This is a genomic window from Photobacterium swingsii (assembly GCF_024346715.1).
GTDB lineage: Bacteria > Pseudomonadota > Gammaproteobacteria > Enterobacterales > Vibrionaceae > Photobacterium > Photobacterium swingsii.
The window spans coordinates 2,524,049-2,542,457 of record NZ_AP024852.1; the positions used below are offsets into that span (position 1 = coordinate 2,524,049).

12 protein-coding genes are annotated in these 18,409 nt (G+C 44.3%); 4 read left to right on the forward strand and 8 right to left on the reverse strand.

Translation table 11 applies throughout. From position 1 onward, the window contains the following. Positions 1-40 precede the first annotated feature (40 nt). Positions 41-1,951 (forward strand): PhoX family protein, encoded by a 1,911-nt coding sequence (locus OCU77_RS11550; protein ID WP_048900777.1) that lies wholly within the window; start codon positions 41-43, stop codon positions 1,949-1,951. 125 nt (positions 1,952-2,076) lie between these two features. Here OCU77_RS11550 and OCU77_RS11555 read toward each other — a convergent pair whose 3' ends face one another. The 6 genes from OCU77_RS11555 to torS all read right to left on the reverse strand — a co-directional run bounded on the left by OCU77_RS11555 (position 2,077) and on the right by torS (position 10,491). Beyond that, entirely contained in the window at positions 2,077-2,589 is a 513-nt protein-coding gene (locus tag OCU77_RS11555; RefSeq protein WP_048900751.1) for an ecotin family protein, read from the reverse strand. Positions 2,590-2,669: 80 nt separating this feature from the next. Further along, a complete protein-coding gene (locus OCU77_RS11560) occupies positions 2,670-3,656 on the reverse strand; it encodes a FecCD family ABC transporter permease (protein ID WP_084711898.1) in 987 nt (328 codons plus the stop codon). Between the two features lie 11 nt (positions 3,657-3,667). Then, positions 3,668-4,648, reverse strand: a complete 981-nt coding sequence (locus OCU77_RS11565; RefSeq protein WP_053111900.1) for an ABC transporter substrate-binding protein — start codon at positions 4,646-4,648, stop codon at positions 3,668-3,670. Positions 4,649-4,655: 7 nt separating this feature from the next. Further along, positions 4,656-5,381 carry an ABC transporter ATP-binding protein gene (locus tag OCU77_RS11570; RefSeq protein ID WP_048900749.1) on the reverse strand — a complete coding sequence of 242 codons (726 nt, stop codon included), beginning with the start codon at positions 5,379-5,381 and terminating at the stop codon, positions 4,656-4,658. Between the two features lie 220 nt (positions 5,382-5,601). Further along, positions 5,602-7,074, reverse strand: coding sequence for a C69 family dipeptidase (locus OCU77_RS11575; protein ID WP_107302529.1), 1,473 nt, complete (start codon positions 7,072-7,074; stop codon positions 5,602-5,604). Positions 7,075-7,389: 315 nt separating this feature from the next. Next, positions 7,390-10,491, reverse strand: coding sequence for a TMAO reductase system sensor histidine kinase/response regulator TorS (gene torS, locus OCU77_RS11580; protein WP_048900748.1), 3,102 nt, complete (start codon positions 10,489-10,491; stop codon positions 7,390-7,392). A 100-nt stretch (positions 10,492-10,591) separates the two neighbouring features. Between torS and torT the strand changes: the two genes are divergently transcribed. Together torT and OCU77_RS11590 are read left to right on the forward strand one after the other, a co-directional pair. Beyond that, a complete protein-coding gene (gene torT, locus OCU77_RS11585; RefSeq protein WP_239686080.1) occupies positions 10,592-11,686 on the forward strand; it encodes a TMAO reductase system periplasmic protein TorT in 1,095 nt (364 codons plus the stop codon). Between the two features lie 211 nt (positions 11,687-11,897). Then, positions 11,898-12,356, forward strand: coding sequence for a methylglyoxal synthase (locus OCU77_RS11590; protein ID WP_048900747.1), 459 nt, complete (start codon positions 11,898-11,900; stop codon positions 12,354-12,356). Positions 12,357-12,431: 75 nt separating this feature from the next. Here the strand turns inward: OCU77_RS11590 and helD are convergent, their stop codons facing one another. Then, positions 12,432-14,522, reverse strand: coding sequence for a DNA helicase IV (gene helD, locus OCU77_RS11595; RefSeq protein WP_048900746.1), 2,091 nt, complete (start codon positions 14,520-14,522; stop codon positions 12,432-12,434). A gap of 317 nt (positions 14,523-14,839) precedes the next feature. Here helD and yccS point away from each other — a divergent pair, with 317 nt between their 5' ends. After that, on the forward strand, positions 14,840-17,038 hold the full coding sequence (gene yccS, locus OCU77_RS11600; protein WP_048900745.1) for a YccS family putative transporter: 2,199 nt from the start codon (positions 14,840-14,842) through the stop codon (positions 17,036-17,038). Positions 17,039-17,079: 41 nt separating this feature from the next. Here the strand turns inward: yccS and OCU77_RS11605 are convergent. Beyond that, a protein-coding gene (locus OCU77_RS11605) for an IS3 family transposase (protein ID WP_390624770.1) occupies positions 17,080-18,320 on the reverse strand; the annotation gives its coding sequence in 2 pieces (ribosomal slippage) (positions 17,080-17,948 and positions 17,948-18,320; 1,242 coding nt in all). Positions 18,321-18,409: the final 89 nt, after the last annotated feature.

Below are 18,409 nucleotides of genomic sequence, written 5' to 3' on the forward strand. Positions count from 1 at the left end.
AATACGCATATGACACTGGAGAAAGTCAATGACAACCCGAATGAGCCCTTTTGAACGCCGCGAAGACGATATTGACCCACGTAGCGAGACATCTCAGCTAACAAAAATGATCGATGCCAGCCTATCTCGACGTAAATTTCTTGGGGCTGCTTCAGTGATGACCGCTGGTGCATTCATGGCTGGTATGCCAGTTTCAGCTTTAGCGAGTTCAACAAAAGCGAATAGTAAGCTAATGGGCTTCTCTGCTGTACCAGTCAGTACCGATGACACCATAGTGGTTCCAGAAGGTTACAATGCACAAGTGCTGATCCGTTGGGGTGATGGCCTTTTCCCAACTTCCCCTAAGTTTGACCCAACAGGCAATGCACCCTCGTCGCACCAAGAAGTACAATTTGGTGATAATAACGATGGTATGACTTTTTTCCCATTATCTGACGACCGTGGCGTACTAGCGGTTAACAATGAATACTGCAATAACGAATACCTCTTCCCACATCAAGGCAAAAAAATGACCGCTGATGATGTGAAAAAATCCCAAGCTGCGCACGGTATTTCAATTTTTGAAATTAAACGCACAACAAACAATAACTGGGAACTGGTCGTTGATTCAAAGTACAACCGCCGCATTACAGCCAATACCGAAATGAGCATCACAGGTCCAGCGGCAGGCCAACCAGATATGCAAACATCCGCGGATAAAGCCGGTAAAAAAGCATTGGGCACATTTGGTAATTGTGCGAATGGTTTTACCCCTTGGGGCACTTACTTAACCTGTGAAGAAAACTTCAATGGCTATTTTGGTACTAAGAGCGATATCAAGATTACCAAAGAGCAAAAGCGTTACGGCTTAGGCAAAGAAGATTCAGGTTACGGCTGGTCACTGCACGATGAACGCTTTGACGTGGCTAAAAACCCTAATGAAGCAAACCGTCACGGTTGGATTGTTGAAATCGACCCAATGGACCCAAGCTCAACGCCAATGAAACGTACTGCGATGGGACGCTTCAAACACGAGAATGTCGCTGTTGTGATTAATAAAGACGGCCACATTGTTGCTTACATGGGTGATGATGAGCGTGGCGAACACCTTTACCGCTTTGTCTCTAAAAACAAATACGTGAAAGGTAATGATGCCGCGAACCGTAAACTTCTTGAAGAAGGCACAGTCTACGTTGCTAAGTTTAGCGCAGACGACGGGAAAATTGGCGGTACAGGCCAATGGATGGAATTAACCCATGGTAAGAATGGCCTAACAAAAGAAAATGGCTTCCCGAACCAAGAATACATTCACATGTACACGCGCCTAGCCGCTACCCAAGTTGGTGCAACTACCATGGATCGCCCTGAGTGGATTGCGGTACACCCAAATCAAGACTATGTGTTCTGTACGCTAACCAACAACAAAAACCGTGGTGTAAAAGAAGGTCAACCTGTTGGTGGCCCTAACCCACGCGAAGCGAATAATTACGGTCAGATCCTACGCTGGCGTCAAGTGAATGATGACCATGCTCACCCTACTTTCGCCTGGGATCTGTATGTCATGGCTGGTAACCCTGAAGTACACAAAGGCACTTTGTACGCAGGCAGTGATAACATCAATAATGACAACATGTTTAACAGCCCTGATGGTTTAGGTTTCGATGCCGATGGCCGTATGTGGATTCAAACTGACGGCAAATATTCAAATAAAGGCGACTATGCAGGTATGGGTAACAACTCCATGCTATGTGGTGACCCTAAAACAGGTGAAATACGCCGTTTCTTAACGGGCCCAATCGCTTGTGAAATTACAGGCTTAACCTTCAGCCCAGACTACAAAACCATGTTTATTGGTGTTCAACACCCAGGTGAAGAGCTTGAGCCATCGCACTGGCCAGATGGTGGTAACAGCACGCCACGCTCTGCACTTGTAATGATCACCAAGAAAGACGGTGGCGTTATTGGTAGCTAATCGCTTATCGAAATGACAAGCCCCGCCTTTTATAATCCGAAGGCGGGACTTTTGTATTATAACGCTAGCATTAAGGCAAATGGCTAAACATCATTTTATATCAAGAGTCGTAACCTGTAAGCGCATTACTCGTCAACTGAGGCTTTCACTTCAGGTTGCCATACACGGTAAGACACATCTAAGTTTTCAGGTGCATAAACGACAATAGGTAATTTACTGTTGTAGCGATAAAGCTCACTACGTGGCGCACGTACCGTTTTCACTTGGTTTGCCTGCTCTTCAGGGCATGCCATTAATGTGCCAACCATATATTCAATGTTGGCATCATAACGGTAGTAAGGGTAACCCCACCCTTCAACATCTTTTTTCACTAAAGCGTCAGCCAGCATGTAGTGATTACAATCTAGCTTCAGTGTTTTGCTGATCACTATCTCCACTAGACGTTCATTTTCATTATCTAGCGGTTCTAAAATAAAAGTGTGGCGCGTCATGCCTTCACCCGCCTCTGGGTAGGCTTTCATTTCTGACTGAACTTTCGCAATATGTGACGTTTTCATATCATCAGTCGAATTTTGTTGGGTTGCACAAGCACTCAATAATAGAGCACTAATTACAGCCGTTGTTAATGTACGTTTCATGCGTTTTCGAGATTACCATTTGTGGTGAAGAACGATAACGGCAGACTACCATAAGCCGCTTGCATTGTAATAACGATACATTATAACTTGCGGCGAACGATCAAGATTAAGCAGACAAAAGCACCGACTGCCGAGGTTATCATACTAATAGGTAATTCTTGCGGCTGTAATAATACTCTAGCGCCTGCATCTGCCCACACCAGAAAAATAGCACCACATAAAAAGCAAATGGGCAATTGATGCTGGATACGATATATACCTAGTCGATTGACAACATTAGGAATAATCAAACCTACGAAACCTATTGTGCCAGTCCAGGCGACTAAGGTTGCCGTTAGCAAGCCCACGACCAAAAACATACCTTTTCGAGTCTGCTCAACATTCACGCCCATAGAAGCAGCCAACTCATCACCTGTCGTTAGCCTATCGATATTCCTTTGCTGCGAATGGATGAATGAATAACAAATGACGACCACAAGGGTAATAATAGGAATGACCGACCATTTCGCGAGACCTAGACCGCCCATTAACCAAAATAACACTGATTGCGCTGTACGTTGATCACCCGAAAAAATCAAAAAGCCCGTTATCGCAGAAAATAAACTATTTACGATTAAGCCCGCCAATACCACACGCTCTGGGTGCCATTGATTCTGTCGGGTTAACGTATGAAGCATGCACTGGGCAAGCATGGCACCACAGAACGCAAAAGCCGGTAAGCTAAAGACCCCTATGACCGTGATATTTAACACAATACACGCCACTGCACCGCTTGATGCACCAGCAGATAAGCCAAACAAGAAAGGATCAGCCAATGGGTTACGTGTCAATTTCTGCAGCACGAGCCCACATATTGCTAAGCCTCCTCCTGTAAGCATCGCCAATATCAAACGCGGAAAACGTAGCTCTGCAACAATCAGTGCGATCCCACTGAGTGGCTCACTGCTTAACAAGCCAGTAACGGCAAAGACAATATCGTTCGCTTTTGTCGGTACAGCCCCAAGTAATGCGCAAATAAAGGCTGAAACAACCAAAAACATCGCGAGAAAACAGTATTGAAGAGTCATAAGAAATACGATTAATTCTGATTCATCGCGCTGATCTGAGCGGCTATTTTCTCAATGGCATGAATATTTGCAGGGCCAGGTGTTAACGCTTCATAACCTAACTTAATGATCTGATTATTTTTGACGGCATCCGTATTTGCCACAGCTGGAATAGCTTTTAGCTTCGCGACTACCTCTTGCAAGGTTTGCTGATTATAATCCACCATAATAATTAACTGAGGGTTACGATCTGCTACCACTTCCCATGACATCGCCCCCCAGCTAGTTTCGATATCATCAGCAATATTCTTACCACCAGCGGCGGCAATTAGTGCAGTCGGCATGCCGTACTTACCTGCCGTGATTGGCTTATCGTCACCAGAATCATACAAAAATACATTCAATGGTTTCGTGTGCTTATCTTGCTGTTCTTTCGCTATGCGCTGTAATGTATTCTTCCAGCCAAGAATGACTTCATTCGCCTTATCTTCCACTTGGAAGATCTTACCTAGATTTGAAATATCCTTATATAACAATGAAATACTTGCTGATTGGCTCGGTGTGTTATTGGCTTTATATTGATGGATACAAGATTCACTCAAAATATAAGTTGGTATATTAAAGCGTGCTAAAGACTGAGGTGACACTTCCCCTCCCATTCGCATACCGTAATTCCAGCCGGCAAAAAACATATCAGGGCTTTCTATTAAAATATTCTCAAGTGTGGGGTTTTTCGGTGCAATTTCAGGATACTGCTTCAGCAAAGCTTGCGCATGTTCAGAGCTTTTATACCAGCCGCTAATACCACTGATCGCTTTAATACGATCATCGAGCCCAAGCGCCAACATCATCTCTGTCATATTAATATCATGCACGACAACTTGTTGAGGGTTGGCAGGGAACACCTTAGGTTCCCCACAAACATCAATTGTTATACCTTGCTTAGTGTGAGCACATACCACTGTTGAGCCAAAGCATAATGACGCCGCTAGAAGTAAGATGTTTTTTTTCATAATAAACTCAGAATTGATAAGTAAATCGAGGGCAATCAGCCATTGGATGGCGATCTGTAATCATGGTTAATCCAAAGACAGTTTGAATATTTTCACTCGTCATGATGGCATTTGGTCTTCCGTGGCACACAATCTGCCCTTGCTTCATCATGTAGACATAATCGCAATATCGTGCTGCTAAATTAATATCGTGTAATACCAACACACAGGTATGAGGAAGGGTTTCTATGGTATCCAGCATGCTGACTTGATTGGCCACATCTAAATGATTGGTTGGCTCATCAAGCAATAAAATTTGAGGTTGCTGAGCAAGCGCCCGCGCTAAATAAACTTGCTGCCTTTCACCGCCTGAAAGCTGATTCAACGGGCTCTCAGCTAAATGCATAATACCGAGTTGTTGCAATATACCGTCAACCGCCTGTTGACTCGGATTCGAGCAGGCTAACTCGATAAAATAACGAGCAGAAAAAGCAAGTTCAGGAGTATGTTGCGGGACTAAGGCGAGGTAATTAGCCAATGCTTGCCGCGGCATATACAGAGCGTCTTTTCCATCAATCACATAACGATAGTTTTGGACTGGAATAAACCCTAGCATAGCCTTTAGAAGGCTTGATTTTCCGCACCCATTTGGGCCAAGAATACCGACTTTTTGTCCTTTATGTGCCCTGAAGTAGGCAATATCTAGCGACATTGTTGATGATATCTCTGCACGCAATTGAACAATATCGAGCATGAAAGTCCGTTCAGCCAAGTAATTGATTTAACGTATTATAAATTATTATTTGGCTCACATAAATAACCCTATCATTTGTGTGTCATTTACCCATAAATCCAACAGATTTGTTGCTTCCAAGCATAGGACGATTGCATTCTGTCTTAAGCAAGATCAAAAAAGGCCTCTAAATACGTTAGAGGCCTACCATAGATTTAATCAAAAATACTTTATGACGAGATTACAAGCTCATGATTTTTTTGAACTCTTCATCAGTGTATTTTTTCTCAGTGCTTTTCGTCAGATCAGTCATCATTTTGTAGCGGATTTCAGTCGCCATCGACAAGGTGCGCTGTAGCTGACCATAAGAGTAATCTGATGCCATGTTAAGCGCAGCTTGCTTATCAGACTTATACAAGGATTTTAACGTCATATCTAAGCTGCTTACTTGCTTATAAAGCTTGGTTTCTTCTTTACCCCATGTCGCTTTAAGCATTGGCAAGTATTTCTCTTGGTTCGCGGTTGCCAGTGCCGTTAAGCTACGGAATTGCCAGTATGCCGATTGATCGGAATAAGTATCTGTCCCTGTTTGATAAGCAACTGGGTACTCTTCCAGACTGGTGTATAACGGCACAAGCACCGACTCAGACAACACCCCAAAGCTTTGCCAGATCAAGCCTTGCAGCTCGGTTGGCATATTAGGGCGCAATTGAATGATATGTGATTCAAGCTGGCGCTCAACACGCATAGGACGTTCACCGTTTGCTTCGAGCTGCGTCCCTTCGTATGTTGCACTTAAAACATTTGCAACGTCTTCAACTGAAATCTTCTGATCGGGTTTTAAGAACAGTGGATACTGCGCTTGGCGAGTCGCTTGTTGTTTCGAAGCAGATAGCATTTCTTGGCCAAGCCATTCGCGGTCAATGTTATACACATCACCAATCACACCGAACGCTTTCGCAAAGTTAAACGATTTAGCATTCGGGTTTTCCAGTAGTTTGTTTTGCTTAACAAACTTCATTAAATCTTTTGAATGCAGAACATCTTTACTGTTCAAGTCAACGCCGTGAACACGTAGGCCGTTGGCTATCATGGCATAGCTGTCATCTGGCACTTTGACAGCAATCCAGTGGTGACCAGAGCCAATCTCAACAAGCCAGGCTTCATTTACATCTGCAATATACAGGCTGTTACCTTCACCGGCACCGTACTGCTCAATGTATTGACCCAGTAACTCAACCCCTGCTTTCGCTGTTTTTACCTGTGGCAAAATCAGTGTAGGGATCACGGCTTCAATGATGCCGTTTTTAACTAAAGGATCTGCTTTTTTTGCGTTATCATTCACTTCTGCACTGGTTGTAGCAGAAACCGCAACATTAAATTCATTAATGCCACGCTCTTCGTAATACTTACCTTGGCTATCGACAGTATGAGCATCCCAATCAGGGATCGCTGAATAGGCATAGAACTGCTTTGGCATAGGCACAACAAGACCATTGCCTAACGTCCACTCTCCCGCTTCATTTTTTTGTGCTGAACGGTGCGTTAAGTGCTTGTTCCAGTTGTTGATACCAAAATCTTCGTTACGCGCAATCATGATGCTGCCGTCAACCGACGCGCCTTTGCCTACAATAAGCCCAGTACAGGCATTAGCGCTCAGACTAACCGCAGATAAGATTGCCGCCGACAGTAAGGTTACAGACATTTTTTTCATCGTATCTCTCCATGATGGATAATGCTGGATTGAATTTTTATTCAACTTACATGAAATAAATGATTATTTATAGTGTTTATATGGTTATTTATTTCAAAAGCAGTGTATCCATCTATACGCTTGTTTTTTGTTCAACAGATCACGCCATTAATAATTCACTCAACAGAATAATAAAAACAAGGGCTGGATCGCTTTATACGATCCAGCCCTTGGTTGTTAATCATCATGGTGCAGCAGTAAACCACCGATGTTAATTGTTTCTCACGCGTTGTATATGCTACCAACCTTTACTGCTGGTTCTCTTGACCACCATAATTAATTATCATCGGGGGAGAATGTCGTTTTCAATGCCTTAATTGAGCCTATGAATGTCTCGGCTAGTTCATCCAATGACAGCTGAGATAATGCGCCTGATTTACCTGCTTTTTCAAAATACAGGCAATGTTTATACAAACGCATGAGCCCCATAGTGCCTGCGGCACCTTTTAAGTTATGCGCTAAACTGGTGACTTGTGCGCAATCACCCGCTTTAAATGCTTCTTCTAATTTGCCATGGGTTTCGCTTGATGATTCAGTAAAGAGTTGGATAAGGCGCTTGACTTGCACTTCACCCAAGACTTTCAGGTCGCTGCCTAGCACTTTACTGTCTAGCCACTGAGCCTCTGCAATCGCGGCATGATCTTCTGCCATATCGTTTTGGTCTGACATTGTTCTCTCTGTATCATTTTTATCTGTGTTTGCTTCTGTGTGCGTATCTGCCTGCATTGCTACATCACTGACCGTCGACGGCTCAGATTCTGAAGCTACAAGTGCCTGCTGAGATTCACCCACTGTATTTAGTAATGTTTGTTGCCCTTTTTCTACATGATGACTTGCTATCGTCACACGCTGTGATGCAGGTAGCACCTGATGCAAAACACCCCATAGTTCTTTTTCAACAATAGGTTTTGGTAAGAAACCAGCAAAACCTGCCGCTAAATACCCTTCAACCTCTTCTCGGAATACATGGGCAGAAAACGCAACCATAGGAGTCGCCAACTTTGACGTCGTTAAAGACGAGACTTTCAATTTTTCAGCTTCAATATGGCGCAAACGCGCCAATAGCGTGACGCCATCTGTATCAGGTAAATTAATGTCTAAGAACACCAAATCAAAGGCTTGCTGGCGATAAATAGATTCAGCTTGTTTCCCATCGATCGCAGTCACCACACTGTGGCCTAATCGGGTTAAGAAGCCTTCAGCCACCATACTATTCACAGGGTTATCTTCGACTAACAAGATGTGAGCAGGCTGTATTTCTTCACGCTGGGGAAGGTCACAGCATGCCACCTCACCCTCCTCAAGTGGGATAGAAAACCAAAAACAACTCCCAACAGATGGCGTGGACTCAGCGCCAATTTCTCCATCCATAGCTTCAACAATTCGCTTGCTTATCGCTAAACCTAGCCCTGTGCCTCCCACTGTTTTGCGGCCATCTTCGGCCTGATGGAAAGCCGTAAATAAGCCCTCCAATTCTTGCTCTGCAATACCGACACCAGAATCTTGCACTTGGAACATCACTTCATCAGGCATGTCAGGATGCATGCCCACATTGATGCTTACTTGCCCTTTGTGGGTAAATTTAATGGCGTTACCTACAAGGTTGACCAGCACTTGACGAATACGCGTAACATCCCCCTCCCAGTGATCATTCATGTAGTTATCAACATGTGTCACTAACCGGATTTTTTTGGTACGCGCACGGTGTTCGAGTAGGTTGTTTACATCCGATAACAACTCACATAGGGAAAACTGTGTCGGGCGGATATCTAAATGCCCAGCTTCAATCTTAGAGTAATCCAGCACGTCGTTAAGGATATCCAGCAGGTTCTCACCACTGCGGTTAATCACTGATAGGTATTTAGCTTGTTTTTCATCAAGCCCTGTATCTGCCAATAGTGATGCAGTCCCGAGTACACCATTCATTGGTGTGCGGATTTCATGGCTCATGGTGGCAAGAAAAGCGGATTTCGCACGGTTGGCTTTTTCCGCTTCTACTCGCGCTTTAGCATGGTTAACGACTTCTTGATTAAGTTTGGTATTCGTCTTTTCTAATTCACCTGTCCGTTGAGCAACTAAGCGCTCAAGGCTGGTTTTATGTTGCTGCAGTTCAAAACGAATTTTAGATTCCACCTGCGCAAGACGATGGCGCTCATAGGCGGTGTCACGTGCGACCATAATGGCCCGCCCCATTTCAGCTAGCTCATCATCGCCTTTTACCGTTAGCTTAATGTCTAAGTCACCACGTGCTAACGACAGCAGAGCTTGGCTGTAATTGTTCATACGACGAATAACCTTGGCATACACAAACCGCCACATAATCAATACAAGCGCTAGCATACCAATTGCGGATATACCAATTAAGCTATTGCGAGCCGCTGTCAATGTCTTATCAACTGTCGTGACCGCTTGCACTGTATTATGGTTAGCCGTTGCTATGATATCGTCAACGGTATTATTTACTTGCTGAAATAGCGCTAAGTTTTGCTGAGCCATGCGCTCGACATCTTGCTTGGCTTTCAGTAATAAATGTAAGTTACTAAACAGCTGCTCGCCTTCATCTAACGTGGCAGCAAGTTTTGTTAACTGTGCTGAGCGACTTGGATCTTCAACGGATTTTACGCGATTTTGAATAACATTCGCGGCATGAGTAAATCGCTTTTGCTGCAAGTCTAAACGTTCAGGATCATGCAATCGCATGGAATCATCCAGCATATTGATCACTTGCAAGGATAAAAATCGTAGCTCAAAAAGGCGCTCAGTTAGATCCATATCGACTTCAACTAAGCTATCAAGTGCTTGATAAACATCATCTATTTTGTCTTTCGCAATCAAGTCATAAATGCGGGATACGTTTGCGACCGCAATGGTGTTGGCATTAGACACTTGCGACTGCGACAACACATCAATTTGTGTGGTCGCTGAACTCATCTTGTCGTTCAGCTCATTCACTCGATCTTGTAACTCAATTTGTCGACCAACTAACAACCCTAGCATGGCAAGATTCTCGACAATCTTCTTGATGTTGTCATCCAAGCGCGTCATCAATTCGGGCTCAAAAGAAAAACGCTCTAAGGCACTGAGGCTTTGCTTCAATGTTTCCATATGCACCGTTAACGCACGGCCTTGTCTTACCCGATCGTCTTCATCCTTGGCCTGTGCCAAAACCTGAGCAGAAAAGATAATACGGGTACTAAGATCGGAAAGCTGGCGTGCTTCCACCAGTGCAGGTACAGCAGAGTTAATCACTGCCCGTTCTGTTTTGGCGACAAACGAGAACCCCGCGACACCAATTAATACAGCAATGATCATTAAACCTGCCATTGCAGAGAAGGCCCAGAGGAGTTTTTGACCAATACCGTTTCGAGTGAACGCCATATGACTAACCACTTATCTTTCAATGTGCAATTATGGCGCTGACGCCATAGAATAGAGATATACTATTTTGCCAGTGATTTAGGCCTAGATGCTATCTACCATGCGAAAAATACCGTTAATATCCCTATTGTTTCTGTTTATTTCCTTCTCTATGGGGATAAAAACCGTTTATGCGCGTGAAGTGCTAAGCCATACCCCCCCTTTCTCACCTGATGCGATTGAGGTGGCAATCGACTATCAACCGCTAACTAAAGCTGCAAAGCCGTGGAAAATTTGTGCCGTCTACCCGCACCTTAAAGATTCTTACTGGCTTTCTATTAACTATGGCATGGTGCAGCAAGCCAAGCAGCTTGGTATCGAGCTGAATGTTTTTGAAGCGGGTGGCTATCCGCAATTACAAAAACAAAAAAGCCAACTTACAGCCTGTAAAGACTGGGGCGCTGACGCCATCATTTTAGGAACGGTAGACCGCGATGCTTACAACGGTATTCTTGCGAACCTAACCGGTGGTATCCCAGTCTTCGCAATGACTAATGATGTTGATTTCACCGATCCAACGATCCGTAAAACAGTCAAAGCACGTGTCGGGGTTGATTGGTATTACATGGGGAAACAAGCGGGTGATTTCCTTGCTAAACGCCACCCAAAAGGCAGTGGTAAGGTGAAAGTGGCTTGGTTACCAGGGCCAAAATTAAGAGGCGGAACTAAACCAGTATCTACGGGCTTCAATGATGCTGTCCATGGTTCAGATATCGAAGTAATCACGACCCTATGGGCTGATAACAGCAAAGAGCTGCAACGCGACCTCATTCAGCAACTTTTTGATAACCATACTGACATTGACTATATCGTTGGCGGTGCTGTCGCTGCGGAAGTGGCCATCAGTGAATTGCGCACCAATCATAAATCCGACGATATTAAGATTGTATCGACTTACCTCAGTCATGGGGTATACCGAGGTTTACGACGCGGGAAAATTCTATTTTCACCAACAGATAAAATGGCACAGCAAGCAAGGTTGTCGATCGACCAAGCTGTCCGATATTTAGAAAATAAGCCAAGTGATATCGATTTGGCACCTAAAATCGAAGCATTAACGCCAGATCACCTGCCAGAAGATACGATCACTGATTCGCTTTCGCCTGCGGAATTTCGCCCCGCTTTTCATGTGTCAGATCACCATATTAAGCGGTAGTTTCATTCAACCTCATCCTAACCGACAAAAATGTATTACAAGTTCATGATTCTTGTGAATTTGTCTTGTATGAATAGATGACGCTCTGTTATTAATAGCCCGTTCTATCATTAGATATATCAACACATGGCTAGACAGGTAATCGTTTACGCTTCACGCACAACAATAAAAAGTGAAACGATGCCGCAAAATAAGGAACTAGGGTGCATTTATGCAAATAACAACCCGTACAATGCAACGTCGCAAGAACATTGCTTTGGTTGCTCACGATAACTATAAAAAACATTTATTACGTTGGGCTACCGAGCACAAAGACAAACTCAGTGAACATACTTTGTATGCGACTGGCACTACAGGTCACATGATCGCGAATGAAATCGGGCTAGACATCAAATGTATGATCAGTGGCCCGATGGGGGGCGATCAACAACTTGGTGCCATGATTTCAGAAGGACAAATTGATTTAATGATTTTCTTCTGGGATCCACTCAATGCCGTACCGCATGACCCAGATGTGAAAGCACTATTGCGTATTGCTGGTGTATGGAATGTTCCTGTTGCAACCAACCGTGCAAGTGCAAACTTCTTGATCACATCACCCCTGTTAGATCGTGAAGTCGAAATTGAAATTCCTGACTATGCTGCGTACCTTGCAGAACGTGTAGGCTAAAACAAAAAAGCCTTCTCTTGTAAAAACAATGAGAAGGCTTTTATCTTGTCTGTATTTCTCGTGCTCGCTTATCTGCTAGTTCGTTTTCCTAGCTCGTCTAATTTTATTAAGCACCGAATAGCTATCATCAATCAGTTCTTGCACAAATGGCGAGACCTTATCTTGATCAGCGCACACCCATACATGTTTTTTCGCACGCGTTAACGCAACATAAAACAAACGGCGCTCTTCTGCATCACTAAAGGCTTCTGTACGTGCTTGTAAACATGCCGCTAGCCCAGTTTCACGATCGGGCGCAGGGAAGATGCCTTTATTTACATCAAGAATGAACACATAATCCGCTTCACGCCCTTTACTGGCATGGCAGGTCATAAATTGAAGATTCAACTGTGGCCATTTTTCTTGCCAGTTCTTCAATCCCTGCGGTCGTTGATTATTATTACGAGCCAAGAGTAATACCGAGGTTGGTTTTTCATGCTGACTGGCAAGTTGCACCAACTCTTGTTCAAGTAAATCTTGGCAAAGCAAGGTGACCGCTTTACGTTTCTGTTTCTTAAAGCTCGTCAGCGACTTTGCAACCTGTTCAGGGTTTTGCTGAATAAAGGTATTCGCCACCTCACCTATCATGTTGTTAAATCGATAAGTGGTTTCTAACTGGGTAATATGGCAGTCACCAAAGCGCTCTTCAAAGCCTGTTGTTAAGTTCACATCAGCCCCTGCGAAACGGTAAATGGCTTGCCAATCATCCCCCACTGCAAACAAGGTTGCTTTACTAGCACCTTCCGTTTCGCTTTTACACAAGGCTTCAATTAATGCTAAGCGATGCGGTGAAATATCTTGGTATTCATCCACCATAATGAATTTCCAGTGCGGCACGAACTTACCGTCTTTGACGTATTCGGTCGCTTGCTGGATCATGGTATTAAAATCAATTTCTTTATTGGTCTTTAAATGCTGCTCATAAGCACGAAAACATGGCCACAACAACGCAAGTTCTGACTTCATTCTTGCATGCGAAGCGGTTTTATCGCTTTGTTCTATGGCTTCTACCAACTCGGCTTTTTTCACGCCACCACGTTGACCTAATAACTCGATATGACGCCATACCCAAGCAATTAACTGTTCATTACTCGCTTGTTGTTCCATAGAGTTATCTGATTTGAAACCAGGGATCCGCCATTGGGTCAGGTGCTTTTGCCAACGCTTGCTTGATGCCGCATTTTGCCACTGCTCTTTTAGCATTGAGCCAATCCATGCTGCACATGCTTTATCATCTAGCGCCAATGGCGAAACATTAGGACGTTCACCTTCCGCGGCTTGAATAATTTGTGTACCCAAGCTGTGGAATGTCGCCACTTTGATGGCATTATTCACTTTGGTGCTCAAGCGTTCACGCATTTCTTCCGCTGCTTTACGCCCAAACGCCAACATCAAAATATCTTCAGGATGTGCTTGCTGGTCGGCAATGAGATAACCTGCACGCGCCACCAGCACACTGGTTTTTCCGGTTCCTGCTCCCGCAAGGACAAGATTATGATCTTGGTTGATTAACACCGCTTCACGTTGTGATGGGTTCAGGGGAGAAGATTCAAATTGATCAAACCACGACGCCCACTTTTCTGATTCCGACTCAAGCCACTCACTGTTGGTTTGCACAACCCATTCTTGGTTATCACTCAACCAAGGTGCAATGGTTTCGAGTGCGTGCGGACGAAATGCCGTCGCCAATTCTGCAGTTAATTCTGTCTCGACTAACTGCTCATTTAACGATTGATGCAAAGCGACATGCGCAGAGCGACGTAGATACCCTTTTTGTTCGGTAAAAGAGTGGATCTGCTCCATCATTTTAGGAATAGCAGCATCGAGCTTATCAACACGATTATGCGCCCATTGACGATAAGCATTAAGCAGATAATTAGCGAACACCTTACAATGGCGCCACGGTAGACCATGTACTGTCCAGCAGTATTGTTGATCAGCCGACGTTAATTCTAATGACCCCCACATCACACCACGGTGAACAGTAATGGCACCATCCCACTCGTCAAAAGGAAGCACTTCTGTTTCAGTTTGGCTATCAAGAATCAGGCTATTTTCTTGCAATTCGATACTGTAAAAGTCGCCTTGTACTAACCATTGGGCAAACCAGTTGGCACTTAATCTCATCCTGTCCTCTGAAACACTGAGTCATTACACGCACTGCGTGATATTTCACATCCAGTATTTAATACTAGCTGCTGGGTATAAAACGGAACTAGAGATTACCAAGAACTCAGACTTCACCATAGCCTTCTGACCTAAAATTGACTAAATACCTCATATCATCTGCCAAATACTTGCCTTTTCTATGCGGTTTTTATGCTGAAGAAAAGCAAAAAGCCCCTATATTTGATATATTTGCCCTCTCCATCGCTTTCAAGTTTAGTTGTGCGATGAATTGTTGTGTAACCTGTCTTCATTACGAATAAGAACTCATCAAAACCATGCAGAACAGCCGCTTCAAACTAACATTAGGCCGCTATTGGGCTAACGACCGTATCAACTACAGCATTCGCGTATTTATTGCTCTCGTTGGCGTGGCATTGCCTTGTTGGTACTGGGAAGCCACCACGGCGGTTACTCCCTTAGTGCTTGGTATAATTGCATCGGCACTAGCCGAAACCGATGATAACCTTCGGGGACGGATGAAAGCACAAAGCATGACACTATTTTGCTTCTTGGTCGCTTCGCTATCTATAGAATTACTGTTCGATACCCCTTGGCTGTTTGCGATAGGTTTATTCGTATCAACCTTTGGTTTCATCATGCTCGGGGCAATGGGAGCCCGTTACGCCAGCATTGCCTTTGCTTCGCTACTCTTGGCGGTATATACCATGCTAGGTGCAGAAAACAGCCCTAACCTTTGGTATCAACCAGCCTTGCTACTTGCTGGGGCGAGTTGGTATGGCATGTTATCGCTAACATGGCAGTTACTGTGGCCAAACCAACCGGTGCAGCAAAGTTTAGCTGGGGTATTTAATGAGTTTGCCCACTACTTAGACAGTAAAAGTAAACTATTTGAACCTGTTTTAGATATGGTGCCACAGCCACTACGCCTTGAAGCTGCGAGTAAAAATGCCCGTGTAGTCACCGCACTGAATAATGCGAAAAGCACCTTGCTACATCGTGCACGTCGTGGCCAACCTAACCAAACTGGCGATAAGTTTTTAAAAATCTACTTTCTGGCGCAAGACATTCACGAGCGCGCGAGCTCATCTCACTATCGTTACCAAGATCTTGCGGCTGCCTTCCACCGTAGTGATGTACTGTTTCGCTTCCAACGCCTGCTGACCTCGCAAGCCAATGCCTGTCGTGAAATATCGCAAGCCTTATCCATGGGCAAACAATACCGCCACGGTGCGGAAAGCGTACGCGCTTTGGATGAACTACAAGAATCACTGAATTACCTCAAAGCACAAAATAAGCCAGAGTGGCGAATCTTTGTTAGTCAGCTGGAATACTTGTTTAATAATCTCGCAACCGTTGAACGTCAGTTATCAAATGTCAGTAACCCTGATGTAGCTCAGACAGGTGATGATATTGAGTTAGCCGATACCGAAGCGCGCAGCATGAAAGAGTTGTGGCAACGTTTCATCGGCCAATTTACGCCAGATTCAATCTTATTTCGTCATGCACTGCGGATGGCGATTGCGTTAGTGGTAGGTTATGGTTGTATTCAATTTTTAGACCTTGAACGTGGTTACTGGATTTTGCTAACCACTTTGTTTGTCTGCCAACCCAATTACAGCGCAACCCGCCAAAAACTGGTGCAACGTGTTGCTGGCACACTCGCAGGCTTACTGATTGGTATTCCGCTACTCTACCTCTTCCCTGGTCAAGAAGGGCAGTTGGTACTCATGGTTTTGGCTGGGGTGCTTTTCTTTGCTTTCCGCACAGTGCGTTACGGGTTAGCAACAACTTTTATAACACTGTTAGTACTCTTTTGTTTCAACCAGTTGGGCGAAGGATTTGCGGTTATTCTACCCCGCTTAGGCGATACCTTATTAGGCTGTCTATTAGCGGTATTAGCCGTCAGCTATATCCTGCCCGACTGGCAGGCAAATCGCCTTCATAACGTGATGGCATCTGCAATCACAGCTAACCGAGATTATTTAGGTCAAATCATAGGTCAGTATCGCATTGGCAAAAAAGACAGTTTGCAGTACCGAATTTCACGCCGTGATGCCCACAATACTGATGCACAGTTAAGTACAGCAATCAGTAACATGTTAGCAGAGCCGGGACGCTACCGAATGGCAACCGATGAGTGTTTCCGTTTTTTAACTTTAAACCATGCCATGCTTAGCTACATCTCAGCATTAGGCGCACACCGTACCCGCTTGGATGAAGAATACACCCACCAGTTGGTGGCAGAAGCGCATCGCTATATTCACTCACAGCTAGACTGTTTGTCGACGCAGCTGTCAGGTAATGTTTGCGCACAAGCACCAGATGGCGATAACGAGTTAGAGCAGCGCTTAGCACAGTGGCGTGATGAAGACTGCACTTCCGCTCGCATGGTATTACAGCAGCTACACTTAATTCATCGCATGCTGCCTGAGTTACACTCGCTAGCAAATAAACTTGCAGCACGTACCACTAAGCCAGTAAAAGAAAACGATAAAATACCAGAGTCAAAATAAAGCGCTATTTCTATGTCTCGTCCTAAAATACGTTGACGATTTTAGTAAGCCAGTAACGCAAGTTGCTGGCTTTTTTCATGCATTTTATTTGGCGTATCCATGCCAAGGCTAAGATGCGGCCTCATTTCGTTATACGTATATATAGACTCTTCAACAAGCGTTTTTAACTCGTTAAGACCTTTGCACTGAGTAAGCAAAAACTCTTGCTTGAGGATACCATTGACCCGCTCAGCTAACGCGTTTTGGTAACAGTCATATCCATCCGTCATTGATGGTATTATGCCATGCTTTTTAAGCTTCTCTTGATAAAGGCTAGAGCAATACTGAAGTCCTCTATCTGAATGATGGATTGTCGCATGACGATAACATCGAGTCTTTAGCGTCATATCTAAAGCCTTCACAACATCACTCGCTTTCATTTCATTACTGACTTCATACCCCATAATTTTACGACTGAAGGCATCGGTAACTAATGATAAGTAGTGAACGCCCTCGCTCGACTGAACATAAGTGATGTCGCTCACCAGAACCTCTTCTGGTTTTGACGGAACGACTTCTTTTAGCAAGTTCGGATGTTTTTTCATCCAGTGCCTGCTGTTCGTTGTTTTGGTGTAACTCCGTTTCGGCTTAACGAGTAAGCGTTCTTCCCTGAGGTAATTAAACAAAGCATCACGACCAAGTTTTATTCCCTTGGCTATCAGCTTAGGTTTCAGTAAGAAATAGAGCTTACGAGTTCCTAGTCGAGGCATGAAGCGTCTTAGTTCAAGTACCATTCCTCTCACAGGAGCAAGCTCAGCCTGACGAGTTGCCTCACGCTTTTCTCTCTGATAGACACATTGACGAGATATATCGAGCAATGAGCAAGCTTTACTTAAGCTTACTTTCCTCTCTTTTTGAAGGCTTCTTGCTCCTTCGCTATATACTTTTTTCTTAGCGACATCCCATGCTCAGCGTCAAGAATATCGACAACTCTGTTGAGAAGAAGACATCTAAGGCGTTCATCTTCGAGCTCTTGTTCAAGTCGTTTTATTTTCTGGGCCGGCGTTTCATTTGCTCTTGGTGATTTTGGCATCGTGTTCTTCCTTGAACTGGTAGTCCAATCCAATTTTCCATGCTTTCTTAACCAAGTAAGAACGGTCGAACGACCTTGTATGCCGTAAATTGATTGGGCTTGTTTATAGGTCATGTCGCCTTTTTCGATGGCGTCTACAACCTGTAATTTAAAGCCTAGTGTGTAATCACGCTGAGTGCGCTTAACGTAGTGTTTATTTGGAATGGTCATCATTAGTCCTCAATGTGTAAACACATTTCAGGACGGGACACTAAATGTATAAGTAAAAGCCAGTATAGAAATACTGGCTTTTACTTATC